Source organism: Anaerobutyricum soehngenii (genome assembly GCF_009697165.1).
GTDB lineage: Bacteria > Bacillota > Clostridia > Lachnospirales > Lachnospiraceae > Anaerobutyricum > Anaerobutyricum soehngenii.
The window spans coordinates 1-24378 of sequence record NZ_VULP01000022.1 but is presented as its reverse complement, the minus strand read 5'-3'; the positions used below and the strand labels follow the sequence as shown (position 1 = coordinate 24378).

29 protein-coding genes are annotated in these 24378 nt (G+C 36.0%); 23 read left to right on the top strand and 6 right to left on the bottom strand.

Annotated features, from left to right (window positions below; genetic code table 11):
• Positions 1–77 precede the first annotated feature (77 nt).
• A complete protein-coding gene (yihA, locus tag FYJ25_RS10335; RefSeq protein ID WP_330578337.1) occupies positions 78–713 on the top strand; it encodes a ribosome biogenesis GTP-binding protein YihA/YsxC in 636 nt (211 codons plus the stop codon).
• Between the two features lie 570 nt (positions 714–1283).
• On the opposite strand, the gene FYJ25_RS10330 is transcribed toward yihA, so the two are convergent.
• Genes FYJ25_RS10330 through FYJ25_RS10320 form a run of 3 tightly spaced genes read right to left on the bottom strand, consistent with a single transcriptional unit; the run spans position 1284 to position 3882 of the window.
• Complete coding sequence (locus FYJ25_RS10330; protein ID WP_021907852.1) at positions 1284–1823, bottom strand: DUF4364 family protein; 540 nt, start codon at positions 1821–1823, stop codon at positions 1284–1286.
• Positions 1805–2725 (bottom strand): tRNA modification radical SAM protein MnmL/YtqA, encoded by a 921-nt coding sequence (locus tag FYJ25_RS10325; RefSeq protein WP_021907851.1) that lies wholly within the window; start codon positions 2723–2725, stop codon positions 1805–1807. The genes FYJ25_RS10330 and FYJ25_RS10325 overlap by 19 nt, the downstream gene beginning before the upstream one ends.
• Positions 2726–2730: 5 nt before the next feature.
• A complete protein-coding gene (locus FYJ25_RS10320) occupies positions 2731–3882 on the bottom strand; it encodes an NAD(P)-dependent malic enzyme (protein ID WP_021907850.1) in 1152 nt (383 codons plus the stop codon).
• A gap of 450 nt (positions 3883–4332) precedes the next feature.
• On the opposite strand from FYJ25_RS10320, the gene rho reads away from it, so the two are divergent.
• The 10 genes from rho (at position 4333) to FYJ25_RS10270 (ending at position 14619) form a co-directional block, all read left to right on the top strand.
• Complete coding sequence (gene rho, locus FYJ25_RS10315; RefSeq protein ID WP_096239366.1) at positions 4333–5817, top strand: transcription termination factor Rho; 1485 nt, start codon at positions 4333–4335, stop codon at positions 5815–5817.
• 136 nt (positions 5818–5953) lie between these two features.
• The gene (locus FYJ25_RS10310; RefSeq protein ID WP_096239367.1) at positions 5954–6424 is read left to right on the top strand and encodes a COG2426 family protein; all 471 of its coding nucleotides are present in this window, start codon (positions 5954–5956) and stop codon (positions 6422–6424) included.
• Between the two features lie 21 nt (positions 6425–6445).
• Positions 6446–6847 (top strand): hypothetical protein, encoded by a 402-nt coding sequence (locus tag FYJ25_RS10305; RefSeq protein ID WP_021907847.1) that lies wholly within the window; start codon positions 6446–6448, stop codon positions 6845–6847.
• Positions 6848–7176: 329 nt separating this feature from the next.
• Positions 7177–7836 carry an epoxyqueuosine reductase QueH gene (locus tag FYJ25_RS10300; protein ID WP_330399859.1) on the top strand — a complete coding sequence of 220 codons (660 nt, stop codon included), beginning with the start codon at positions 7177–7179 and terminating at the stop codon, positions 7834–7836.
• A 439-nt stretch (positions 7837–8275) separates the two neighbouring features.
• A complete protein-coding gene (locus tag FYJ25_RS10295; RefSeq protein ID WP_167513819.1) occupies positions 8276–10330 on the top strand; it encodes a leucine-rich repeat protein in 2055 nt (684 codons plus the stop codon).
• A gap of 8 nt (positions 10331–10338) precedes the next feature.
• Positions 10339–12489, top strand: coding sequence for a fibronectin type III domain-containing protein (locus FYJ25_RS10290; RefSeq protein ID WP_154581254.1), 2151 nt, complete (start codon positions 10339–10341; stop codon positions 12487–12489).
• Between the two features lie 87 nt (positions 12490–12576).
• Positions 12577–13284: a carboxypeptidase regulatory-like domain-containing protein gene (locus FYJ25_RS10285; protein WP_154581253.1), complete on the top strand. Its 708-nt coding sequence runs from the start codon at positions 12577–12579 to the stop codon at positions 13282–13284.
• A 191-nt stretch (positions 13285–13475) separates the two neighbouring features.
• Complete coding sequence (locus FYJ25_RS10280; protein ID WP_154581252.1) at positions 13476–13934, top strand: DUF3990 domain-containing protein; 459 nt, start codon at positions 13476–13478, stop codon at positions 13932–13934.
• Complete coding sequence (locus FYJ25_RS10275) at positions 13931–14401, top strand: hypothetical protein (RefSeq protein WP_154581251.1); 471 nt, start codon at positions 13931–13933, stop codon at positions 14399–14401. Before FYJ25_RS10280 ends, FYJ25_RS10275 begins: the two co-directional genes overlap by 4 nt.
• Positions 14402–14436: 35 nt before the next feature.
• Positions 14437–14619: a hypothetical protein gene (locus tag FYJ25_RS10270; protein ID WP_154581250.1), complete on the top strand. Its 183-nt coding sequence runs from the start codon at positions 14437–14439 to the stop codon at positions 14617–14619.
• A 105-nt stretch (positions 14620–14724) separates the two neighbouring features.
• On the opposite strand, the gene FYJ25_RS14885 is transcribed toward FYJ25_RS10270, so the two are convergent.
• A complete protein-coding gene (locus FYJ25_RS14885) occupies positions 14725–15708 on the bottom strand; it encodes a PD-(D/E)XK nuclease family transposase (protein WP_330578335.1) in 984 nt (327 codons plus the stop codon).
• Between the two features lie 644 nt (positions 15709–16352).
• Between FYJ25_RS14885 and FYJ25_RS10260 the strand changes: the two genes are divergently transcribed.
• The 8 genes from FYJ25_RS10260 to FYJ25_RS10225 all read left to right on the top strand — a co-directional run bounded on the left by FYJ25_RS10260 (position 16353) and on the right by FYJ25_RS10225 (position 22525).
• A complete protein-coding gene (locus FYJ25_RS10260; RefSeq protein ID WP_154581249.1) occupies positions 16353–17042 on the top strand; it encodes a recombinase family protein in 690 nt (229 codons plus the stop codon).
• 67 nt (positions 17043–17109) lie between these two features.
• Positions 17110–17472 carry a BlaI/MecI/CopY family transcriptional regulator gene (locus FYJ25_RS10255; RefSeq protein ID WP_167513818.1) on the top strand — a complete coding sequence of 121 codons (363 nt, stop codon included), beginning with the start codon at positions 17110–17112 and terminating at the stop codon, positions 17470–17472.
• Between the two features lie 604 nt (positions 17473–18076).
• Positions 18077–19009, top strand: a complete 933-nt coding sequence (locus FYJ25_RS10250) for a DUF932 domain-containing protein (RefSeq protein WP_154581247.1) — start codon at positions 18077–18079, stop codon at positions 19007–19009.
• Positions 19010–19023: 14 nt separating this feature from the next.
• Positions 19024–19290, top strand: a complete 267-nt coding sequence (locus FYJ25_RS10245) for a hypothetical protein (protein ID WP_154581246.1) — start codon at positions 19024–19026, stop codon at positions 19288–19290.
• Positions 19290–19919 (top strand): DUF5688 family protein, encoded by a 630-nt coding sequence (locus tag FYJ25_RS10240; protein ID WP_154581245.1) that lies wholly within the window; start codon positions 19290–19292, stop codon positions 19917–19919. Before FYJ25_RS10245 ends, FYJ25_RS10240 begins: the two co-directional genes overlap by 1 nt.
• An 18-nt stretch (positions 19920–19937) precedes the next feature.
• Entirely contained in the window at positions 19938–20879 is a 942-nt protein-coding gene (locus FYJ25_RS10235) for a YqaJ viral recombinase family nuclease (RefSeq protein ID WP_154581244.1), read from the top strand.
• Positions 20880–20939: 60 nt separating this feature from the next.
• Positions 20940–21656 (top strand): Rad52/Rad22 family DNA repair protein, encoded by a 717-nt coding sequence (locus FYJ25_RS10230; RefSeq protein WP_154581243.1) that lies wholly within the window; start codon positions 20940–20942, stop codon positions 21654–21656.
• Between the two features lie 14 nt (positions 21657–21670).
• Positions 21671–22525 (top strand): DUF5688 family protein, encoded by an 855-nt coding sequence (locus FYJ25_RS10225; RefSeq protein ID WP_154581242.1) that lies wholly within the window; start codon positions 21671–21673, stop codon positions 22523–22525.
• 46 nt (positions 22526–22571) lie between these two features.
• On the opposite strand, the gene FYJ25_RS10220 is transcribed toward FYJ25_RS10225, so the two are convergent.
• A complete protein-coding gene (locus tag FYJ25_RS10220; protein ID WP_154581241.1) occupies positions 22572–22925 on the bottom strand; it encodes a helix-turn-helix domain-containing protein in 354 nt (117 codons plus the stop codon).
• Positions 22926–23132: 207 nt separating this feature from the next.
• Here FYJ25_RS10220 and FYJ25_RS10215 point away from each other — a divergent pair, with 207 nt between their 5' ends.
• The 4 genes from FYJ25_RS10215 to FYJ25_RS14410 are packed head-to-tail and all read left to right on the top strand — an operon-like array spanning position 23133 to position 23959.
• Complete coding sequence (locus tag FYJ25_RS10215) at positions 23133–23291, top strand: hypothetical protein (RefSeq protein ID WP_022170265.1); 159 nt, start codon at positions 23133–23135, stop codon at positions 23289–23291.
• 23 nt (positions 23292–23314) lie between these two features.
• Entirely contained in the window at positions 23315–23575 is a 261-nt protein-coding gene (locus FYJ25_RS10210; RefSeq protein WP_154581240.1) for a hypothetical protein, read from the top strand.
• A gap of 12 nt (positions 23576–23587) precedes the next feature.
• On the top strand, positions 23588–23785 hold the full coding sequence (locus tag FYJ25_RS10205) for a hypothetical protein (protein ID WP_154581239.1): 198 nt from the start codon (positions 23588–23590) through the stop codon (positions 23783–23785).
• 33 nt (positions 23786–23818) lie between these two features.
• Positions 23819–23959, top strand: a complete 141-nt coding sequence (locus FYJ25_RS14410) for a hypothetical protein (protein WP_167513817.1) — start codon at positions 23819–23821, stop codon at positions 23957–23959.
• 27 nt (positions 23960–23986) lie between these two features.
• On the opposite strand, the gene FYJ25_RS14465 is transcribed toward FYJ25_RS14410, so the two are convergent.
• A partial coding sequence (locus FYJ25_RS14465; protein WP_205677394.1) for a hypothetical protein occupies positions 23987–24378 on the bottom strand: 392 nt, incomplete at its 5' end.

Here is a 24378-nt window from a genome sequence, read left to right as displayed (position 1 = left end):
TAATACCTAAATAATCAATAGGAATGAAAAAATGAGTCAGGGAATCAATACATATTATGATTTAGATTAACTGATATATTGAAAAATGGTTTAAAAAGTTAGAGAAAGGAGGAAAATATATGGTAATCAAAAATGTAAACTTAGAAACGGTATGCGGAATTACAAGCAAGCTTCCTAAAAATACTTTGCCGGAAGTTGCATTTGCAGGCAAATCCAATGTAGGAAAATCCTCACTGATTAATGCACTTGTAAACAGAAAGTCTCTAGCAAGAACTTCCGGTCAGCCAGGAAAAACGCAGACTATTAACTTCTATAATGTCAATGAAGAGATGTATATCGTAGACCTTCCAGGTTACGGTTATGCCAAAGTATCCAAAGAAGTCGCAGCCAAATGGGGTCCGATGATAGAAAACTATCTTCATACTTCTGAGCAGCTTCGTATGGTATTTTTATTGATTGATCTTCGTCATAAGCCAACCAATAATGATGTACAGATGTACCGTTGGATCTTAAGCAACGGCTTCTCCCCGGTAATTGTAGCAACCAAAGCCGATAAAATCAAACGAAGCCAGCTTCAAAAACAGTTAAAACAGTTAAAAGACACTTTAAAAGTAATCGAAGGCGTTCCGATCGTACCATTTTCTGCTGTCACAAAAGCAGGAAGAGATGAAATCTGGGAACTAATTGAGGAATATGCGTTAGTAGAAGAATAAGACGAAAAAAGAAACAATACCCTATCCCATCTGCTTTGTAGTCGCTGTATTTAAGATGTTCGTCCGCATCTTAAATACGCTCCGAAGCCGCATCTGGGATAGGGTATTGTTTCTTTTTTCTGACTATCTAAATTCACAGTTGATGAGAATGGGGATTTTCCAGAATCTCCTTGTTTTTTGACTGATTTGCAGAATGAGGTTAGACAGCTACTGTAATAGAACTTTTTGCTGAATTGCAAGAGAAATATGGTAAAGAAAAGATAAAACACTTTACGATAATAGATAATATCTTTATGCGAAATGTATTAAAAGGAACAGAGGAGGGAGTAAAACAAATGTGTAAGGAATTAGAAGAAATGCGTCAATTCTTCCGAATTTAGTTTCTTGGGAAACCATAACCTTCTGGAGAATCCCATTTTCACCAACTGTAGATTTAGAATAGCCAGAAAAAATAATACATCCCAAATGCGGCTTGGGAGCGAGTTTAAGATGCGGATGAGCATTTTAAACATAGCGACTACAGAGCAGATGGGATGTATTATTTTTTTCTTTTTTCGTCTCTTACCAAATCTACGAATCAGAGTTTGTCAGCAGCAACATTTCCATTAACTTCCCGTAGACAGCATCGCTTTTCTTCTCCCAGCTATCGCAGATCGCGATGGCTTGTTCTTTGGAGACGACGTTGATGCTTAGTTCTAAGAGCAGGGAACCTTTTTCTTTAATCTGTGTTTTTACCATATATTCTCCCCGTTTCTTTTTGAGGGGGTAATAGTCGGCAGTGATATCCACTTCTTTTCGGAGCTGGTATTTTTTTTCAGCAAAATAATCAAGAATATCCTTTTTGATCGGTTCAGAAATCTGGGTGTGGAACATTGAAAGTGCTTCTTTTCCGGATTCCATGAGATGATAGTTTGTTGTGTTGCGGATAGTTTCTGTACGTACAAATTCAGATTCTACCAATTCGCTGATTGCCTGTTGTAAATGAAAATAGGATGTATATCCATGATTTACAAAAAATTCGCTTAGCTGGGAATTGGTCAGTGGAAAATCCAGATTATCTAACATAAACAGTATCATTAATTTATATAATGTTAAAGATTCTTCTGACATAGGCTTCCTCCCTGCATAAAGTTTCGTTGTTTCATTTCTTTATGAATCGTATTTAATACAAGACGTTTGTGTCCGATCCATTTTGGAGTGATCAGGAGATCTTTTGGGCCGTCACCGGTAATTCGTTCCACAACGATATCTTTTCGAAGCCAGCTAAGACAGCCGATCAGGTGATCAATATATTCCTCCATTGTGAGGATATGAAATGGATGTTGTTTATAATATTCAGCCAAAATCGTGTTTTTTAATACATAGAGCATGGAAATCTTAATGCCGTTTATTGGAAGAGAATTCAGATAACGTATTGTTTCGATTTCCATATCAGCTGTTTCACCGGGAAGACCGAGAATGATGTGAGCGGTGACCCGGATTCCTGCATTTGAAAGAGCATGACAGGCAGCAGTAAAGGTTTCTGTTGGATAAGCACGATTTAAAAAGGCAGCAGTATGATCATGTGCTGTTTGTAGTCCCATTTCAATAAATACAGGCTTTCTTTTATTTAATTCCTTTAGTAAAGAAAGAACTTCAGGAGAAAGACAGTCAGGTCTTGTGCCAATCGATAATGCAACAATTTCCGGAGCCTCTATCGCCTCTTCGTAAAGAGCCCGGAGACGTTCTATTGGTGCATAAGTGTTTGTAAATGCCTGAAAATAAGCAATATAATGTTCCCCATGGTATTTTTCAGCGGTCTGTGCTTTTCCAAGACGAATCTGTTCAGAAACAGAGAGGGAAGCGTTCTCTGTAAATTCTCCGCTTCCCCCTTCACTGCAAAAGATACATCCGCCGGTTGCAAGTGTCCCGTCACGATTTGGACAGGTAAAACCACCATCCAGACAGATCTTGTATAGTTTTTCTCCAAAATATTCTTTAATAAAACGACTGTAGGTATAATAGCGTTCCATAAAAACTAGTCAATATATTCTTTGACAGCAGCGCTTACAACATCAGCAATCTGTGGGTCGAATGCATGTGGAAGAATATTGTTATCGCTTAATTCTTCCTGGGGAACCAGACCAGCGATCGCATGAGCAGCAGCAAGCTTCATTTCAGAAGTAATATGTGTAGCGTGACCTTCTAAGGCACCTTTAAAGATGCCAGGGAAAACAAGTACATTATTTACCTGATTTGGAAAATCAGAGCGACCGGTACCAACAACCTTTGCACCAGCTTCTTTTGCAAGGTGAGGAAGGATTTCCGGATCTGGATTCGCCATAGTAAATAAGATAGAATCCTTTGCCATAGAACGAACCATATCCTGATTTATAATACCAGGAGCGGATACTCCGACAAAAATATCAGCACCTTTCATCGCATCGGCAAGAGTTCCTGTTTTATGAGAAAGATTTGTAACCTGAGTCATCTTTTCCTGCATCCAGTTTAAAGAAGGATCACCAGAACACAGTATTCCCTGACGATCACAAAGTGTTAGATCATGAAAACCGTAAGCTAAGAGCATCTTTGCGATAGCAATTCCGGCAGAACCGGCACCATTGACTACAACTTTACAATCTTCTTTTTGTTTGTTTACAACTTTTAATGCATTAATGATTCCTGCAAGAACAACGATAGCTGTACCATGCTGGTCGTCGTGGAAAACAGGAATGTCAAGCATCTGATCAAGGCGTTCTTCTATTTCAAAACAGCGTGGAGCTGCAATATCTTCTAAGTTAATGCCACCAAAAGCCGGGGCGATTCTGACAACAGTTTCAATAATTTCTTCTGTATCCTGTGTATCAAGACAGATAGGGAAGGCATTAACACCGCCAAAATCTTTAAAAAGGGCAGCTTTTCCTTCCATAACAGGCATAGCAGCAAGAGCACCGATATTGCCAAGTCCGAGTACGGCACTTCCATCAGATACCACTGCTACGGTGTTTGACTTGATCGTGTAAGTATAGGCTTCTTTAGGATTTTCTGCGATAGCGCGGCATGGCTCAGCAACACCGGGAGTATATGCAATCGCAAGATCTTCTGCGGAAGCTACCGGACATTTGGCTTCTACAGAAAGTTTACCGTTCCATTGTTTGTGCATTTCTAAAGCTTTTTCTTTATTTGTCATAATTATTTCCGTCCTTTCCCAGAATATATTCTAGCATCGCTTTTCTTATTGTGCAATCAAATATTTCACAAAAACAGGTTGTTTTCTTCCTAATCTGTGGTATTATAAAAAAGATAATTCTAATTCGTCTTAATAATCTGATGTGAAAAGATGTTTTTTCTTGGTATCACATCATGTTTTTAGTTATAATCTTTTGATTTCCCAAATGATTTAATTGTTATTTTTTTTATCTCAGTCGAGAAGACCCCCACCTCTTTCAGGTGGCTGCTCGACTTGAATAGTATGTGAAAATATCCCTGTCAGTGAAGTTGACAGGTGATATTGAAATGAACATATAAGACAGATTTTTTGTGGAGCCGGCAGAAAAATGCAGAGACATTCTTGAAGTCGGTTGTGAAAACGTATACAAAACGTATTTAAAAATATTTTAGAGAAATTTTGGAGGCAGGAATGGATTTTAAAGAAATGACACTTCTTCAATTGAAGGCATATGCGAAAGAAAAAGGAATTCGTGGGATAAGTACGCTGAAAAAGGAACAGTTGGTGGAAAAGCTTATGAAAAGCGAAAAATATGAAGAAAAGAGAGAAGAGAAAAAAGAAGAGAACATAGAAGTAAAGAGAGAAGAAAACAGGAAAGAGAATAAAAGAGCAAACAAAGAAGAGAAGCGAAAAGAACATAGAAAAGAACATACAGAAGAAAGTAAAAAAGAAAACAGAGAAGAAGAAAAAGCAGAGGAAAAAGCAGAGGATACAGAAGAAAAAAAATCAGAAGCAGAAGGTAAAAAGAATGACATATCCAGCTTAGACAGTGGAAATATGGCAAACGGTATCCTTGAAGTCATGCCGGATGGTTATGGATTTATTCGTTGCGAGAATTATCTTCCGGGAGAGAATGATGTCTATGTTTCACCGTCTCAGATACGTCGTTTTAATTTAAAAACCGGGGATATTTTAGTGGGAAATATTCGTATTAAAACGCAGAATGAAAAGTACAGCGCTTTACTATATGTACAGTCAGTCAATGGATATAAACCATTTGATGCAGCAAAAAGAAAGAACTTTGAGGATCTTACACCGATTTTTCCAAATGAGAGAATTAATCTTGAAACAGAGAATGCACCATTATCCATGCGTATGGTAGACCTTCTTTCCCCGATTGGAAAGGGACAGCGTGGAATGATCGTTTCTCAGCCAAAGACAGGAAAGACCACATTATTAAAACAGATTGCAAGAAGTATTACGGCAACAAGACCCAATATGAAGGTTATCGTTCTTCTAATTGATGAACGTCCGGAAGAGGTAACGGATATCAGAGAATCCATTGAAGGACCAAATGCAGAAGTTATTTACTCTACGTTTGATGAATTACCAGAACATCATAAAAGAGTATCTGAAATGGTATTAGAGAGAGCAAAACGTCTTGTAGAGCATAAACAGGACGTCGTGATTTTATTAGATAGTATCACTCGACTGGCAAGAGCATATAATCTGCTGGTTCCTCCAAGTGGACGAACACTTTCCGGTGGTCTTGATCCGGCAGCACTCTATATGCCAAAGAAGTTTTTCGGAGCAGCAAGAAATATGCGTGAAGGAGGAAGTCTTACAATTCTTGCGACAGCACTCGTTGAGACAGGAAGTAAGATGGATGACGTTGTATTTGAAGAATTTAAAGGAACCGGTAATATGGAGCTTGTGTTAGATCGTAAACTGGCAGAAAAGAGAATTTTTCCGGCAATCAATATCCAGCGTTCCGGAACACGAAGAGAAGATTTACTGTTAACAAAAGAAGAGCAGGAAATCGTATATGCACTTCACAGAGAATTATCCGGCAATCGTGCAGACGAAAATATGGAGCAGATACTGAATTTCTTTAAAAGAACAAAGAATAATAAAGAGTTTATCCAGCTCATGAAACAGTCATTACTTAAAAAATAACAGAGAATCACGTAATACCGACATAATTCGTAAACGACAGTGATTGACGGACAGAATAATGTGTAGTATTATTTGGAGCGAAACAGTTATAAAAGCAAATATCTATAAAATAAATCAAATTGAAAAGGAAGATAAGATGATTAAACATTATTTAACAGTATTTTTAATTTCCATGGTTCCAATCGCAGAATTGAGAGCAGCCATTCCTTACTCACAGGCAGTAGGACTTCCATTGATTCCTTCTTATATCATTGCGATTATCGGAAATATGATTCCGGTACCCTTCATCTATTTATTTGCAAGAAAGGTACTTGAAATTGGAAACGATATGCCGGGAATCATCGGTAAGTTCTGTCGCTGGTGTACGGCAAAGGGCGAGAAAGGCGGAGAGAAACTTCAGGCAACAGCAGGAAAGGGACTTTTTGTTGCGTTACTTTTATTCGTAGGAATCCCGCTTCCGGGAACAGGAGCATGGACAGGAACATTAGCAGCTAGTTTCTTAAAGATGAATTTTAAATCCAGTGCGATTGCAGCTATGTGCGGTGTTTTACTTGCAGGAGTCATCATGATGACATTAAGCGCAGGATTTTTTACATTGATTCGCTAGATAAAAGGAGTAATGTTGGGGATGAAACGGTTAGGAAGTTTTTTAGATGGAATATACGGTTTTGACGGAATGTCCTGTTTCTTACTGGCAGTCAGTGTCATTTTGAACTTGCTTACAGGACTGTGGCCGTCACAGGCGGTGAATAACGTTAACTTAATCAGTTATCTGCCATTACTCTGGTGCATCTTCCGGGTATTTTCTCATAACTACGAAAAAAGAGAACAGGAGAATGAGAAGTTTTTGCATATGATCCGCCCAATTTGTGAAAATGTCATTGAAAAACGAGAAGAAAAAGCCGAAGCAAAATTATTCCGCTTTTTTAAATGTCCGCTGTGTAAGCAGAAACTTCGTGTCCCGAAAGGAAAGGGAAAAGTAGAAATAACCTGCCCAAAATGCGGAAATAAATTTATTAAAAAAGCTTAGAATTTCTGATTTTGCCGCAGGCAAAGGAGACGCCCACTGAAAGGGTTGATTAAAACAGACGAACTTATAAAACAGAATCGTATAGAAATGCTCAGTAGTCGCTGCGAGCAAAATGCCTCAGTCGGCATTTTCACGCGCTCCGAGTCGCATTTTCTATACGATTCTGTTTTATAAGTTCTGTTTGCTGACTGAATTTTTCGGTGGGCTGTGCTACGGCTGGAGGAGCTTAGAATTTCTCGCTTTTTGTTGAGGAAGAAGGGGATAAGACAGAAGGTTGTGGAAGGTATAAGGGGTTAAAAATTTGAAGAGGTGGCAGAGAGGAGGTTTATATGAATAAGAATAATAATACAAATAATATGCAGAAAATAAATTACCAAAAGCTGCTTGATAAAGTCACAGATAAGATTACAAAAAACTGTGCGGAAGGAAACAAACGTCCATCCCTTTTCCTTCATGCCTGTTGTGCACCTTGCAGTAGTTATGTACTTGAATATTTAGTAAAATATTTTAAAATCACGATATTTTATTATAATCCAAATATCACACCGGAAACAGAATACATAAAAAGAGTAAAGGAACTGAAACGCTTTATTCATGAAGCCGGATATGAGAATGATGTTACTTTTGTAGAAGGTACTTATGATCCGCAGGTATTTTTTGATATGGCAAAAGGAATGGAAGATCTGCCAGAAAGAGGACCCCGCTGTTATCATTGTTATGCACTCCGTATGGAAGAAGCTGCTAAGAAAGCTGCGGAAACTGGGGCAGATTATTTTACAACAACACTTTCAATCAGTCCGCATAAGAATGCACAGTGGATTAACGAAATCGGAGAAAAACTCGCTGATCAATATGGGGTGAAACATCTGCCATCTGACTTTAAGAAAAAGGGAGGATATCTGCGCTCCATCGCACTTTCTGAGGAGTATCATCTGTATCGCCAGAATTATTGTGGCTGTGTGTTTTCAAAGAAAAATCTTGATCTGTAGATTTAATGTAGACGAAAAAAGAAAAAAATACCATATCCCATCTGCTCTGTAGTCGCTGTATTTAAGATGTTCATTCGCATCTTAAACACGCTTCCAAGCCGCATCTGGGATATGGTATTTTTTCTTTTTTCTGACTACTCTAATCCACAGTTGGAGAGAATGGGGAGTTTCCAGAAGGTTATGGATTCTCAGGGAATTAAAGTTTAAAGGATTGATATTTAAATTGTTGCGTATGCTTGAAATTTAGTTGTATTAGATGTGAGATGACTTCACATTTACAGGGTATCATTGAAAAAACTCTAAAAATTTTTGGTTTTTTGTATGTTTTTTGGAAGGTTATATGATATATTTATAATAAAGCTATAAAAGTGCTGGGATGCTCACAAAATCAAGCATAAAAAGATTCGGGGAGTACACTGAATTGAATGGAGGAGAAAATATGAATAAAAAATCTATTATTATTGTATTGATGATTGCGGCATTATTTTTTATTCCCAAAGAAGTACATGCATCAGATACAGTAAACAGCACAAATGATAGTATAGCGTCTACAGTAATAGGACAGATAACTTTTAATAATGAAAATAATCAATCAGATGTAGGTGCGGCAGCAGGAAGTGCAGACTATGCAAGTACAGTTACTTTGGCAGCAGATAGACTTCGTACGCAGATAATAAATCGTCAGGCTGAGTGCACGGTATATTATAAGGCAGATTCAGCATCGTTTGATAATGATAAGTTTACTAAACTGGCAGAGCAGATATATAATAGTGCATTAAAGCATACCGGTATATCAGATCAGGGAGATTATTTGCGCTGGGGAGCTATAGCATCTGTAAATATTTCTGGAAAAACTACAAGTCAGGGTTTGGTAATAACATATAACTTCACATATTATATAACAGAGAATCAGGAATTAGAGCTGCAAAAGAAATTAGTAGAGATTATGAAAGAATTAAATCTTGATGGCAGAAGTAATTATGAGAAAGTAGTGGCTATATATAATTATATTTGTAATCATGTCGCCTATGATTATGAAAATGATGCAGATAATAGTTATGGATTGAAAAGAACTGCTTATGGGGCGATATTTAAGGGAAAAGCAAATTGTCAGGGATATTCTGTGCTTTTTTACCGTATGGCTTTACAGGAAGGAATTGATTGTAGGATTATTGGAGGATATGGAATTAATCGAAGTCATGGATGGAATATTGTAAAACTAGATAATTACTATTATTATGTGGATGCAACATGGGATGCAGAACAAGGGACGAGGACTTATTTTTTAAAGGGTCAGAATAATTTTCCAGATCATACTCCGGATGCAGAGTATAAAGGATATGATTTTACGAATAAGTATCCGGTAGATACGAAGGATTACAAACCCAATAGTACATCCGGTAGTTGTGGAAAGAATCTTACATGGAAGCTGTCAGAAAATCACGTTCTTACCATTTCAGGAACAGGTTATATGTATACCTATTCAGAAAGTGTTCCTGCTCCGTGGGATTATGTCAAGGAAGATATCCAAAAAATAGTTTTTGAATCCTCTGTACAGTTCATAGGCGAATATGCATTTGCAAACTGTACGGAAGTAAAAGAAGTTACATTAGGTTCTTCACTTTTCAAGATTGGAGAGGCAGCATTTAAAAATTGTAGTAAGCTAGAAAAGGTAGATTTCCCCAAACGCCTTGCTGTGATACAGTCAAAAGCATTTTATGGATGTAAACAGTTAAAGAGATTTACATTTAGCGGGGAGTACCCTACGATAGAATCGTATGCATTTAATAAAGTTTCTGCAACAGCTTATTATCCTTATAGTGATTCTACATGGAATCCAATTATCTTAACTCCTACTAGTCATCAATTTGGAGGATTTATTACATGGAAAGTATGGTCAGGAAAAGCAGAAGATGATCCGGAGGCTAAAAGTGGTACTTGTGGTAATGGTGTGACCTGGGAATTACAGACTGATCTTTTGAGAATCAATGGAAGAGGGAAAATGAACGATTGGACAGATCCAATGACATGTCCATGGTACAATTATCGCAATATTATAAAAAAGGTATCAATAGATTCTAGTGTGGAAAATATTGGGCAGAATGCTTTTTCTAATATCTCGAATTTATCGAAGATTGAAATTCCTAACAAAATCACATCAATTGGGGGAAAAGCCTTTGATCAGTGTACTTCTTTAAAGAAAGTTGAATTTAAAGGATCACTGCCAACGATTTCATCAGATGCTTTCAATGGGGTAAGTACAGAAGGATATTATCCTACGGAAGCAGATTCTTCTTGGGATAGTATAAAAAGATATCCAGAGAATTATCAGTATGGAGGAAAAATCGTTTGGAAACAACATGAATACTTTATATTAAAAACACACAATAATAGTTTTGGTCATGATTCAGATAATTTTACTGCAGATTATTCAACAGATTACGCAGATAAATTACTTGCAAATGCGAAAAAAAGGCAGAAAAAGAGCGTTTAAAAAAACAAATGAAAGAAAAATGGGAGGGATCCTGCTTTGGTATAGAGACAGCTATTATTCAAAATAAGAGAAGGGTGCTCGGATACAACAAAGATTTTTATTTTTTAAATAATCCGAGGGCTGATTCTAAGTTATTAAATATTATAAATTATTATCAGCTTACACAGTATTTGAAGGCTTTCTCGCCAACAATAAAGACACAAAAGAATTCTAAATCGACTTCTTTAAAAACATTTTTAGAGTCATTTGTTTCACAGGCAAAACTGGATCAGGAAAAAGAATCCCTTTCTATATTCGATTATTACTATATAGATGATAACAAAGAAAATACTGGTCATGCAGTGATTCTTTGTGGATATGAATATGGAGACTTTGATCGTGATGGAAAGAAGGAACATCGTCTCAAGATATATGATTGCAATAATAGGTCAGGATATTATTACATGTATGTATCAGATGATTATACTTCATTTACATATACAAACGATGCGATTAGAGATGGAATAAGACTTGAGAATTGTTATACACAATTAGACTATGTGAGTGGAAATGACATCAGTACAAAAGATTATTATAACCTTGGATTAACCGTAGATGATCTTATTCTAACTCCTACCCCTATCCCTGGTATTGATCATATGGTTGGCTCTGCCGGAACTACAATTCCATCTAATGCGATTACATTGCACGTATATGCTGATAAGCCATTTACTATGATGAATGCAAATGGACAAACATTAATTTATAAAGACAATACTTTTACCGGTACAATGAAAGTGTATGATTATAGAATGGTAGGAAGTCAGAATACAGAAATATATATTACTGTTGATCCAAGTGATAGTTTTTCAGTATCAGATATTAAGGATAGATTTTATCTTGGAGCGGAGATTGATGGTCATTACTATGCTGCAAAGTCTGATGGGGCTAAAAGTGTTACGTTAAGTAAAACTAAAGGTGTTGAGTTAAAAGGAAGTAATCTTTTTACTTTTGAAGTGACAAGAGGCACAGATTTAGAAAATAGTGATTTGATTAGTATTTCCGGTACAGCGGAAGCAGACGTATGTTTAAACAGTGATAACGACAAGGTACAGTTTACTTCGGATAAAAATTGTAGCGATTTAAAAGTCGAAACATATAAGGATACTGATAAAAAAGAACAATCCATACAACAGAAAACAAATTCAGTAACTTTTACAGATAACCAGGATAACACCATAAATATAGATACGAAACCAGTGAAAAAGAATATTAACTCTTGTCAGATTAGTTTTGAGCTTGTTAGAAAATATATTTATGATGGAAAAGAAAAGAAACCAGAAGTTATTGTGAAAGATGAATCTTCACAGAAACTGACTTTGTCTAAAGATTATAAGATTTCATATTCTGATAATATAGATGCAGGAGAAGGTAACGTTACGATTACGGGACTCGGAAATTATGAAGGGCAGGTAGAAAAGCACTTTTCTATTGAAAAAGCAGAACAGAACTTTGAGTTAAAGAAACAAAAATATGATTTATATGTTGGAGATACAGAAACGATTCGACTGGAAAATGCGATAGGAAAAGTAGAATTTTCTTCAAAAGATCCAGAGATTGTTTCGGTAGATTCTGACAAAGGAAATATAAAAGGACTTCGTGAAGGAAGAACAGTGATTTATATAACTGCAGACGGAAGCGATGAAAACGGAAAGCAGAATTATAAATCATGCCAGAAGGAAATAGAAGTTATTGTAAAAGAAAAACCTTCTGATTCAGGATCAAAAGGAGAAAACATACCAACCGATAAAGATAAGGAAAATGTACTGCCGTCTCAACCTCCATATTATAGATATAACTATATTAAATATACTTATTATTATATCAGATTATATGCACCTACAATAAAAAAAGTGCAGAGTAAAAAGAAAGGACAGCTTCGAGTAAAATGGTCTAAACGTGCCCAGGTAGACGGTTATCAGATTCAATGTTCTACAAAGAAGAATTTTAAGAAGAATAAAAAGACAGTGTTAATAAAGAAAAATGTAACATCTGCTCAAATTAAAAAGTTAAAAAGGAAAAAGCGTTACTATGTAAGAATTCGAAGCTATAAACAGTTCTTTTTTAACAGATATTATTCGAAATGGAGTAAGGTAAAAACAATTAATAAGATTAAATAATAATCATAATAACAATAGTCCGTCTCGTCAGTTTGTCACAGCATTGTGCCTGCAGAATATTATAATAAAAAACGCAGGTGTATCATTATGCCAGATGTAGGAACCTTACAGGTATCTCTTGTTTCTAACCGGGGGAAACGCCCGATTACGGATGCTGCAGTGGAGATTTCTTCTGCAGGGGAACCGGATAAAATATTAGAAATATTAAAAACAGATGTGTCGGGACAGACAGAAGTGATTGAGTTAGAGACCCCTCCTTTAGAATATTCAATGGAACCAGGATTGAATCAGCCATACTCAGAGTATAATTTAAAAATAACAGCTCCGGGATTTGAACCGGTAGAGGTTTCAGGGAGTCAGATGCTTTCTGGGCAGCTTGCTTTGCAGAATCTCTCTTTGGAACCGACAATTACCGAAATGGCTTCGTATGAAGTCCTTGCAATCGGACCGCACACATTATATGGTGATTATCCTCCAAAAATCGCAGAGAGCGAGGTTAAGGATATTCAGGCAACAGGAGAGGTTGTATTGAGCAGAGTGGTAATCCCGGAGTATGTTATAGTACATGATGGAGCCGTTTCTGATAATACGGCAAAGAATTATTATGTACTATATAAAGATTATATTAAAAATGTCGCTTCCTGCGAAATTTATTCTACCTGGCCAAAAGAAACATTGAAAGCAAATATATTGGCGATTATGTCATTTACGTTAAACAGAGTATATACGGAGTGGTATCGGAACCACTGTTCATTCATGGTTGAAAAGTGCGGTAATGCAGGCATTTTTACATAGGAAAGTGTAGTCGGTATTTATCAGTGGAAAGGTGACATAGATCTTGCAAATATTATAGAAAAGAGTTTGTGGTAGATAGGAAAAGAGTTGAGGAATATTGCTTTACATATCAAAGTTGGGATATAATAAAAAATAAATAGTATTTGGTGCAGAAAAAGCATTTATGTATAAAAAAGAAAGGAAAAATATATATGGAACAAATCATTTATCATGGTAGTAATGTGGAAGTATCCAAGCCACGTATCCTTCAAAATGGGTTCTATAAAGATTTTGGTTATGGATTTTATTGTACAAATATGAAGAGACAAGCTAAGCGATGGGCAATGACACGAAGAGGGAAAACAGTGGTAAATTATTATAAATATATATCAGATAAGAATCAGAAAATTCTGAGTTTTCCAGAAATGTCTGATGAATGGCTGGATTTTGTTGTATCCTGTAGACGAGGAATAGAACATGATTATGATATTGTGGAAGGACCAATGGCAGATGACCAGATTTGGAATTTTGTAGAAGGATTTATTGCAGGACGGGTATCTAGGGCAGCTTTTTGGGAGTTGGTTAAATTTAATTATCCTACTCATCAAATAGTATTTTGTACAGAGAGGGCATTGAAAACTCTTGTTTTTGAAGGGAGTGATACATTATGAAAAATAAATATTTCCCAGAAGAAAAGATAACTATGAATGATTTATATTTTATTTGCTATATGATTGAGCGGGTAGCCCGGCATATTAAGCAAAAAAACAGCTATGTGGTCAATGCCATAGGTAGAGACGAATTATATCATTTACTCAGTTGTGCCAATGTCCTACATTGTGAAAATCCAGAAAAAGTAGAAGACGATTGGATTAGAGATTATGAACTTAAAGAGGGAGATTTTGATATTACAAAGGTTGACCCGGAGTTAGCAACAATTATTCCAACGCCGTTAGATATGGGAGAAGTATATCAGAGATTGATTGCAGATACCCTTTCCACAAAGGAAGATTTGGTGGATGGAATTATTCGTGTGTATAATGATTCAATTTGTGATGTGATTGATAATTATAATTGCAGTGCTTTTTATGAACCGTCATATGTGATTGCAAGAGCGTATCAGGATGGTGGATTTTAGTAAAGAAGTTGCCTTAAAAAGAGGATGTGAACGATATGTGTAATTTGAGTCAGGGAATAAAAGAAGAGGCATATGCAGAAGGAACGGAAAATGGCATTGCGAAAGGTGTTGCAAAATTTATAATTAAGATGTATAGAAAAGGATATGAAGTAGAGCAGATAGGCGATATATTGGATATGGAAGTTGAGGAGGTACAGGAAATTATAGAGTTTGAGTAATCCGTTTCAATCTAATAGATAAAAAAGAAACCGACATAAAGCCGGCTTCAAAAGAAAGTAAATCACAAAAACTCCCCGGAAAATATGACCGAGGAGTTTTTGTGATTATTTTTCTGGTAATAATTTTCCCATTGTGTTGGCGATGTCTTTTAACTTTTCAACAGAATAGCCTGTATATAAAATAATTTTGTCTAAAGGTTCTTCATTTTCAATCATCATCTGAGCAAGGGAATAGCTTTTTTTATCTTCGCCTAACGCTACAAGACCATTACTAAGATTACACATATTTTGCACCTCGCTTTCAAATTCTTCTGTCATTGCAATATGAAAATCATCGTTTAGACGCTGCTTTTTTTCTTCTGGAGATGTAGAGGGTGAGAAGAGTACATTTAGTAAATCAAGAATCTCCAAATCACTTTCTTTATCAGCATCACCAAGATTTAAAATAACAACTTCCATTAAATCATAACTTTCAGGGGAAGTGTAGGGAGTGCCATGTATGGTATCTTCGACAGTATGATATTTAAAAATACCATTTTTCCGCTTCTTTGCCGGGTCAGGACATATCCATATACTATATACTTTTTGAATTTTCTCATAATGTTCATCAGTAAACACTGTTCCGTATTGTTCAGAAATCATTCGGGCACAATAATAAAATCCTCGTGTTACTAATGGATAACCCGGTGTATCATTTAATTGGATTTCAAGATTTATAATGAGTTGTACAGGCTCATCACTGTCTGGTAGACAGGCTTTGAAACGAATATCATAGTATACAGTCTGTTCTTTGATAGAGTTTGCTTCGGTGTTAAGTCCGTCAATTCGTTGGTTGCCATTTAATCGAGTGTTTTTATCGAGGTAATCTTGATGTACAGAGCGTTGTGATATTTCAATGTCTCCTGTTAAGCAGTTATCGCATATAAATTGAACACTATATTGCGAGAATTCTTTTGTACAGGATTTTAGTATCCATGCAATAACGGCATTATAAGTTAATAGTTTTTTTGCACATTCATCGTACTTGGCTCTGTCTGCGGTTAAATCAATAGTATGTGCAATATTTGTTTGCTTTAGAATTATAATCACCTCCGATATACGGATATTGTGTAAGTCTATGTTAACATAATTATCTTTAATATGCTATACTTAATTCCAATAAAATGTAAATAAATTCCAATGGCGTAATAGATAAATTTAAAAATATTAAGGGTATATTATAATACTGTCAGACTTGGGATACATCTGAGGTGTCATTGGAACATAGGAAATATCCTCTTTTTAGCGAAAGTAAATAAATTCAATGATATATTATAAGCTTGTATACATTATAATCTTACATCATGCATTTATGCATGAGACTTTTTTCATTGTGGTAAAAAGAAAGGGGGATTGCAGGAGCGTATCAGGATGATAGATTAAAAAAGAAACCGACATAAAGCCGGCTTCAAAAGAGAGGAAAGTATGAAAAAAATCTATCAAAAATCTGTTGTTGTTTTTGATGGTTTTATGATACTGGAAATTTGTGAACAGGTTGTGAGCAAAGAATGAAGATAATCTGACGAAAAAAGAAATTGCTGACGTTTTTCTGTAAGAAATAGAATAGGGTAGTAGTATCAAAAGAAACCTATAACGAAATAGTGTCAAAAGTAGACCGTTAGGTTTGATAAGTCATATAAAAATGAGTGTCAAATCTAACGGTCGTTTTTTGTGATATGGAAAGGAAAAGAATTATGGGAAAGATTTATGGGTATGTGCGAATTTCAACTAAGAAACAAAACATGGATAGACAGATTCGGAATATTCAGAAAGAGTATCCCGAAGCGGTCATTATAAAAGAAGTGTACACAGGAACAAAGTTTCAAGGTAGAAAGGAATTAAATAAACTGATAAAGCAATTAAAGGTGGGGGATACCATAGTCTTTGATTCAGTATCAAGAATGAGTCGTGATGCGGAGGAAGGGTTTCAAGTATATCAAGATTTATATGAGAAAGGGATAGAGCTTATCTTCTTAAAAGAGCATCATATTGACACGATAACATATAAGTCTGCTATAAATAACGGGATTCCGCTTACAGGGACGAATGTGGATTACATTTTGGAAGGTGTCAATAAGTATCTGCTGTCACTAGCAAAGGAACAGATAAGACTAGCGTTCTTACAGTCACAAAAGGAAGTTACGGATTTGCGGCAAAGAACAAAGGAAGGAATTGAGACAGCCCGGATAAATGGAAAACAGATAGGTTTAGCATCGGGAACAAAGCTTATTACAAAGAAATCTATCGAATGTAAGGAAAAGATTCAGAAATATAGCAGAGATTTTGAGGGGATGCTGAGTGACAAAGAGTGCATACAGCTTATTGGAATTGCAAGAGGGACGTATTATAAATATAAAAGAGAAATAAAAGACGGAATTTGTTAAAAAAGTAATGACAAATATAGCAAAAAGTGGTAAAATCAATACAAATAATTTAGGAGAAGATAATATAATGAAACAAAACTTGAGACTTACGAGAAGTGAAAAAGAAATTATGGATAAATTTTGGGAGAAGGAAGAAGGGTTCACATGTTCAGAGATTGTAGATGCCTCGCCAGACAGATCATGGCGTAAATCCTCTGCTCATTTGCTAATCAATGCCCTATTAAAGAAAGGGTTTCTTGAGGTATCTGGATTTAAGAAATCAGCAAAGAATTATGCAAGAGTTTTCAAGGCAAAATTTTCTTATACAGATTATGCAATTAAAATTATCATGGCGGGTTCAACAGACGATAACATAAGAAAGCTGATATATAAGTTGATTAATGAAGCAACATTAGAAGAATTAGAGGAAATGAAAATGATTGTGGAGTAGAATTGGCATAGACAAGGAGAATATTTCTTATATTAAACAAAGGAAGAACCGTTTGCTAAACGGTTCTAAGAGAGAAAAAATATGAAAAAATCTATCGAAAAATAAGTTATTACCTTTTTGATGTTTTTATCATACTGAAAAATTGTGAATAGTCTGTGATAGAAAAATGAAAATAATCTGAAGAATATATAGGCAAGCAGTTAAGAAAGTCTTAAAAAGGTTAACAAAAAGATGGTAATTAAGAGGGCAAGTAAATTACACTTTCCCCAATCATTTCGTTTTAAGTTTATCTATAGAAATCAAATAGGTAACAATAAAATTGTAAAAATTTTGATTTTATATTTTCAATTACGTTACAGGGAAGGATGAGGATTGATTCATCCTTCCCTTTTCTTGACTTTTTTTATTTTCTATAGCAACTCCATTAAAGTTGGATTTTAATTATTTAACTTTCTACCGTAAATTCTCAAATCATAATGATACACCATCTTCCTGTAACAAGAGTAACATTCCATCACCATAAGGAGGATATATCCAATGGGAATTATTAAATCAATCGTAACTATCATTATTATCATTACAGGAAGAAAAGGAGGAAAATAAGATGGCAGCAAATGTAGAAAGTATGTTTTATACAAGAACGGCACCCTGGCATGGATTAGGAGTCAGAGTAGAAGAAGTACTAGGGTCTAAAGAAGCATTGATTCAGGCAGGACTCGACTGGAAAGTAGAGCAGACCGATGTATATGCGGCATCAGGAGAAAGAATTCCAGGATATAAAGCCAATATCCGAGATATTGACCGTAGTGTATTAGGAATCGTGGGTGACAGATATAAGATTGTCCAGAATGAAGAAGCTTTCGCTTTTACAGATGGATTGTTGGGAGAAGGGGTAAAGTACGAAACTGCCGGAAGTCTTGCCGGAGGGAAAATCGTCTGGATGCTTGCAAAACTTCCAGAGAAATACATTATCTCTGGAGATGCTATTGAACCATATCTAGTGTTCTGCAACTCTCATGATGGTTCAGGTGCAATTCGTGTCGCTATGACACCTGTGCGTGTTGTATGCCAGAATACACTTAATCTGGCATTAAAAGGCGCAAGTCGTGTATGGTCCGCCAGACATACGGGCAATGTAATGAGTCGCATGGATGAAGCAAGAGAGACATTACAGCTTGCCAATGCCTATATGTCACAATTAGGACGGTCTATTAATGAATTACAGGCGAAGAAGCTTACGGATAAGAAAGTACTTGCTATGATTGATTCTCTGTATCCGGTAAGTGAGGATTTAAGCGAGATGCAGAAGAAAAATAATCTGAAACAGCAGGAAACTTTAAAGATGTGCTATTTTGATGCACCTGATCTGCAGGGAGTAGGAAAGAATGGGTATCGCTTTATTAATGCGGTATCCGATATGGCTTATCATGGTAAACCATTACGTCAGACAAAGAACTATAATGAGAATTTATTCAGGAAAACGATTGACGGTCTGCCAGTCTTAGATAAGACATATCAGATGGTGTTATCGGCATAAAGGAGGGGATACAGTTGAATCCAGTAAAAGATGTAGTTGAAGGGAAAATTCTTTCAGAGATGAAAAAGTACAGACAATCAAACAGCTTTGTATCCAGTACAACAGACTGTGATACTGGAGATACAGGACATCCGGTCTATGAGATTTTCTGTATCATTTTAAAGAAATTTGACCCAGTACTCTTAGAAAAGTTATTAGGGGTAGCCGATTTATTTGAATACTTAAAGCAGTTATGGAACAAGTCAGAGAAAACAGAAGAAAAGAAAGGTGAGGAAAGATAATGAAAACATTAGAACAGAAAGTATTAAAGAAAATTGCAAAAAAGAGTTTATTTGTAAAGCTGGTTAATACAGAAAGAAATGAGTCATTAGTTGAGCAGTCCATATCAAAAGAATTTTTAGATCTTTCCGCAGTCGTAAGAGTTGTTCTGAAAATGGATAAAGAAGGAATGTCTTCAATGGCATTATCAAAAGGGGCTGCTGAAATCTTAGGTATGACCGAAGAAGAAATTTATGCTGCGGCATTGGCAAATACATTAAGACTCTTCCCACCTAAATTAATGAATTTAGGGCAATATGTAGAAATGAGTATTGGCGGAAAGCTTCTATTTGGAGAAGATGAAGTAACAACATACATCCTTACCAATCAAAAGGAAGTGGATGGTGCCTTCTATCTTATGAGTCCAGAAGTAGTTGGAGCCATTGCCGAGGCATTAGAAGATGATTTATATATCCTTCCATCTTCCGTAAATGAGGTTCTTCTTGTAAGAGCAAGTGAACTGGAAGGCGGAGTCGATGAACTGAAAGAAATGGTTCGAGATGTTAATGAAACCGTTGTATCCGAAAAGGATATTTTAAGTTATAGCGTATATCATTACGATAAAGAAAACGGTATTACCATTGCAGCATAAAGGAAGGGGCGGTTAAAAATGAATTATGATATTGTGTGTTCCACGAAAAATTTATCAACAGAAGAATGGCTGAAAATAAGAACGCTTGGAATCGGCGGCAGTGATGCAGGTATCATTGCCGGATGTAATCCTTACCGCAGCATCTTTGAGTTATGGCAGGAGAAACGTGGGGAGATTCCAGTAAGGGAAGAAGAATCCGAAGTAACGCATTTCGGTAAGGTTCTTGAAGATGTCGTAAGAAAGGAGTTCATCCAGCGTACAGGCTTAATGGTAAGAAAGAAAAATTCCATTCTTAGAAGCAAAGAATATCCTTTTATGATTGCAGATTTAGATGGTGTCGTCAGTGAGTTTGACGGCACTTATTCTATTTTTGAAGCAAAGACCGCTATTGAATTTAAAAATAATGACTGGAAGAATGGAGAGATTCCTAAAGCCTATCAGTTACAGGTTCAGCACTATCTGGCAGTTACAGGTTTTCAGAAAGCGTATATTGCGGTTCTGGTCGGCGGAAATAAATTCTATTGGACGGAAGTATACCGGGATGAACAGCTTATCAAGATGCTGGTAAGCATGGAATCCCACTTCTGGCATTGTGTTAAGACTGGGGAAGAACCGGATGTGGATGCATCTAAAGCCACAAGTCTTTATTTGGGAGCAAAATATAGTAATCCAAAGGTTGGTTCTATCATTGATTTGGATGAGCAGATGCTTTCAGCCATCGAAAAATATGAGCAGATAAAAGTAGAGTTAGATTCATTAACAGAGCAGAAACAGCTTATTGAGAATCAGTTGAAATCTGCATTAGCAGAAAATGAAGCAGGCAGAGTAGGAGGACACATCATAAAGTGGAAACCAATAGTTCAGACTAGAATTGATTCTAATAAACTCAAAAAAGAACACAAAGAGATTTACGATGCCTGTAAAAAGGAAGTAAGCTATCGTAAGTTTTCAGTAGCATAATAATAAAAATATAGTGAGAGGGTATCTATAATGGTATTCTCTCTTTTTTGGAGGTATAAAATGAAGAAGATTCGGGAATTAAGAGCAGATGAGATTGAAGTTCGTGTAGGTGTTGTTAGGAAAAACGGTATATCATTATTGCTGTACAAAGATGCACGTTGTGATATGAATATATTAGATGAAACATTCGGAATCGCGGGTTGGCAACGGAAACATGAACTGATAAACGGGGCATTATTCTGTACGGTTAGCATCAAAGACGAGAATGGAGAATGGATTTATAAACAGGATGTAGGAGTAGAGTCTTACACAGAAGCAGTAAAAGGAGCAGCATCAGATTCTTTTAAACGTGCCTGTTTTAATATCGGCATAGGCAGGGAACTTTATACTGCCCCGTTTATCTGGATTCCGTCAGACAAAGTAAGTATTGCAGAGAGCAATGGAAAGTTAAAAGTAAGAGATTCTTTTAATGTGTCATACATTTCCTATGATGAAAATGGGAAAGTCATTAAAAGTCTGGAAATCCGCAATCAAAAGAATGAGATTGTATGTCAGTTTAACATGGGGAATAAAGTTTCTAAACAGGCTTCTCAAACGGCAAATAAAAACCAGCTTTCCGATTACCGTATGGGAAAACTGTATGATGAAATGAAACGTACAGGTGTGACAGAACAGCAGATTGTAGAACGCTTTCATGTATCTTTGGCGAATTTAACAGAGAGGGATTATAAGAAGATAATGAGTGCGTTAAAGAATACAGATACAAGAGCAGCATAAGAAAGGAGATTGTCATGGAGAAAAACAAGTTTATTGAAGAGCTATTCTATGAATTATCGTGTCAGTTAGGTAAAGAATTTGAAATGAAACAGAAGCGTGTCTGGAAGAATAACGGTGTATCTTATGAAGGATTGGTTATTGAAAAGCTGGAAGAGGAGTTATCGCCTGTTGTTTCTTTAGACAGGTGCTATGAAGATTTTCAGGCAGGAATCAGTGTGCAGGAGATTAGCGAGCAGGTTTTAAAAGAGTACCGCAGGACAGCGGGGAACATTTCGTTATTAAGTCAGCAGGATATATGGAGTTATGAGCGGATTAAAGACCGGCTCTATGTAGAGATGGTGAACAAAGAATGGAACGAGCAGTACTTGGAGCATAAATACTATGTTCCATTTCTTGATTTAGCGGTCGTGTATTACATAGATACACAGCCAGATTACAAAGAGGCTCCGTCGCATCGAGGGACTGCGGTAACAAAGGATATTTTTAAAATCTGGTCGGTAGAGCCGGAAGTAATATGGAAACAGGTTTTAGAAAACATGGGAAAAGAAAGCCTGTTTTTGATGCTGATCGTGACAGAGGAAGAAAATTCACTTATGACTTTGGAAGATGTTTTGCAGAAAAATCAAGGAGCATTAGCCTTATTACAAAAGAGTGTCTTAGATGAAGCAAAGAAAAAGATTGGAGAGTCATTTTATATGCTGCCTGTTTCAATTTTTGAGTTAATGATAGTTCCCGAAAGCCAGGCAGATGAAGTGGAGGAGATGAAAAAAGCAATTATTGAATCTAATAAAGAACTGCCAGCGGAATACCTTCTTTCAAATAATGTATATTATTATGGAGAAAAGGAAGAGGCAGAGATAGCAGGTTAGGCATATAATAAAAACAGGAAGAAGCATGATGTTTCTTCCTGTTTTTTTATTTAGAATCTTTTTTTGAAGAGTAGATTTTATGGAACATCTGTATATATTGCTTAAATAAATCTAATTCTGCATCTGTTCCTGACTGTAAAGACTGAATTAAAGAATCAGGGAATAAGTCAATATATTTATTGGAAGAACGGCGACCAAGAATAAGATAGTCAAGGGTGACATGGAATAAATCGGAAACTTCAATAAGCTTTTCAATAGATAAGCGAGCAGTACCACATTCAATCGCACTACAATGTCTGACGGAAATATTTAATTTTTCTGCAAGCATTGCCTGAGTCATATGATTTTCTTTACGAAGTTTAGCGATTCTCTCACCTATTAACTTGTTTAAATTTTCCATTCTCTCATCCTCCGTTTCTTTTTGAAATTTATATAACTATTATATCGACTTGATAGAATAGAGAAAATGAATTAATGCAAGGTGTAATATAGAAGTAATATATCCATAAAATTAAAAAAATAATAATTAGATAGAATTAATAGTTCTTGCATATAGAAGTAAAAGGTGTATAATGTGAAGTATAATAGATGAAAGGAAGCAATAGATATGAATTCGGACTTAAAAAGTGCTTTAGATTTTGCGATTGGATATGGTTCCGTAGAAAACTTAGAGAAAGATTATAAGTTTCAACGCCGGATTTATAGAGTTATCACTTTAATTGAACTTGTTATTTGTGGAGTGATTCTGGCGATTAAATTTCATTAATCAAATCTGGGAGGAAAAGAAACATGGGTTTATTAGAAGATTTATTGGAAGGAACCTCTGCGGTAGCTGATACCTTGGATAAAGGCAGTCAGGCTCTCAGACAGGGGCAGGAAGGACTTGAATATACAAAAGAACGCTTAGATTGGGCGAAATCAGACCGTCCTAAAAAGGACAGAGCAGCCTGTGCAGATATTCGAAGGAAAATGGATTCTATGAGAAGAAGATATATTTTTCTGTGGATATTGATTATTGTCGGTACCGTAGCAGTAATGCATTTCCTGTAGGAGAGGTTTTCTATGAGAGTAGATTCCAGAGAAGATAATTTATGTGTTTTTTGTAAGTATTGGCTTGGAAAGAAAGCAGATGTCAGTCTAATTACAGGAAAAGGGAAAATGGAAGTTACACAAGGGTTGTGTGCGGCTTCTGGAAGTAATAAACAATTCAAAAGTAACGGTTTATGTTATCGCTTTGATAGAGATATTATATACTGTTGATTTTACATTTTTACGAATAAGGAGGATATAGGAATGGCAAGATGGATTGAATGGATGTGTACAGTTTGTGGAACGAAAACAGGAAGGAGTGCAAGGACAGGTAGACCAATGCCTGGTAGATGTCCGAGAAATAACGGCAAACCTCATAGATGGGTAAAAAATAGAGAAAGCTGAAAGTGCTTTTTTAGAAAGAAGGGATTTTTAGATGATAGGATGGGGAACAGCGACACTGGGAAATCCATCAATGAAAAAATGTGCTTTTTGCAAGTATTGGTATGACCCGACTTGTGAAATGATTGCACCATCTACAGCTGGACGATGGAAATATAAGATGGGGGTTAAAAGACCTTGTCGATTAAAGAAAAATGTAGAGATGAAATCTTCTATAAGTTGTTCTAATTTTGAATGCAAATTGTAGAAGCAAGATAAGTACCAGTGGTATGATATTATATCGCTGGTATTTTTGGGTAGTGTAAAGTAGCCTATGAAAAAATGGAGCTGAAAAAAAGGCTCCATCGGAACCTTGAAAATTGCAGATATGTTAGCTTTCGGCAGCGTACGCCACCCTTGACGGCACACCAAAACAATGCTCT

Bases quoted from the DNA above. Each gene is read 5' to 3' on its own strand.
- FYJ25_RS10300 (WP_330399859.1), top strand. From the start codon at position 7,177: ATGAATAAGAATAATAATACAAATAATATGCAGAAAATAAATTACCAA.
- FYJ25_RS10285 (WP_154581253.1), top strand. From the start codon at position 12,577: ATGCCAGATGTAGGAACCTTACAGGTATCTCTTGTTTCTAACCGGGGG.
- FYJ25_RS10235 (WP_154581244.1), top strand. From the start codon at position 19,938: ATGAATTATGATATTGTGTGTTCCACGAAAAATTTATCAACAGAAGAA.
- FYJ25_RS10255 (WP_167513818.1), top strand. From the start codon at position 17,110: ATGAAACAAAACTTGAGACTTACGAGAAGTGAAAAAGAAATTATGGAT.
- FYJ25_RS10305 (WP_021907847.1), top strand. From the start codon at position 6,446: ATGAAACGGTTAGGAAGTTTTTTAGATGGAATATACGGTTTTGACGGA.
- FYJ25_RS10205 (WP_154581239.1), top strand. From the start codon at position 23,588: ATGAGAGTAGATTCCAGAGAAGATAATTTATGTGTTTTTTGTAAGTAT.
- FYJ25_RS10280 (WP_154581252.1), top strand. From the start codon at position 13,476: ATGGAACAAATCATTTATCATGGTAGTAATGTGGAAGTATCCAAGCCA.
- FYJ25_RS10295 (WP_167513819.1), top strand. From the start codon at position 8,276: ATGAATAAAAAATCTATTATTATTGTATTGATGATTGCGGCATTATTT.
- FYJ25_RS10320 (WP_021907850.1), bottom strand. From the start codon at position 3,882: ATGACAAATAAAGAAAAAGCTTTAGAAATGCACAAACAATGGAACGGT.
- FYJ25_RS10310 (WP_096239367.1), top strand. From the start codon at position 5,954: ATGATTAAACATTATTTAACAGTATTTTTAATTTCCATGGTTCCAATC.
- FYJ25_RS10275 (WP_154581251.1), top strand. From the start codon at position 13,931: ATGAAAAATAAATATTTCCCAGAAGAAAAGATAACTATGAATGATTTA.
- FYJ25_RS10325 (WP_021907851.1), bottom strand. From the start codon at position 2,725: ATGGAACGCTATTATACCTACAGTCGTTTTATTAAAGAATATTTTGGA.
- FYJ25_RS10290 (WP_154581254.1), top strand. From the start codon at position 10,339: ATGAAAGAAAAATGGGAGGGATCCTGCTTTGGTATAGAGACAGCTATT.
- FYJ25_RS10215 (WP_022170265.1), top strand. From the start codon at position 23,133: ATGAATTCGGACTTAAAAAGTGCTTTAGATTTTGCGATTGGATATGGT.
- FYJ25_RS10270 (WP_154581250.1), top strand. From the start codon at position 14,437: ATGTGTAATTTGAGTCAGGGAATAAAAGAAGAGGCATATGCAGAAGGA.
- FYJ25_RS10240 (WP_154581245.1), top strand. From the start codon at position 19,290: ATGAAAACATTAGAACAGAAAGTATTAAAGAAAATTGCAAAAAAGAGT.
- FYJ25_RS10220 (WP_154581241.1), bottom strand. From the start codon at position 22,925: ATGGAAAATTTAAACAAGTTAATAGGTGAGAGAATCGCTAAACTTCGT.
- FYJ25_RS10210 (WP_154581240.1), top strand. From the start codon at position 23,315: ATGGGTTTATTAGAAGATTTATTGGAAGGAACCTCTGCGGTAGCTGAT.
- FYJ25_RS14410 (WP_167513817.1), top strand. From the start codon at position 23,819: ATGGCAAGATGGATTGAATGGATGTGTACAGTTTGTGGAACGAAAACA.
- FYJ25_RS10330 (WP_021907852.1), bottom strand. From the start codon at position 1,823: ATGTCAGAAGAATCTTTAACATTATATAAATTAATGATACTGTTTATG.
- FYJ25_RS10250 (WP_154581247.1), top strand. From the start codon at position 18,077: ATGGCAGCAAATGTAGAAAGTATGTTTTATACAAGAACGGCACCCTGG.
- FYJ25_RS10225 (WP_154581242.1), top strand. From the start codon at position 21,671: ATGGAGAAAAACAAGTTTATTGAAGAGCTATTCTATGAATTATCGTGT.
- FYJ25_RS10260 (WP_154581249.1), top strand. From the start codon at position 16,353: ATGGGAAAGATTTATGGGTATGTGCGAATTTCAACTAAGAAACAAAAC.
- FYJ25_RS10230 (WP_154581243.1), top strand. From the start codon at position 20,940: ATGAAGAAGATTCGGGAATTAAGAGCAGATGAGATTGAAGTTCGTGTA.
- rho (WP_096239366.1), top strand. From the start codon at position 4,333: ATGGATTTTAAAGAAATGACACTTCTTCAATTGAAGGCATATGCGAAA.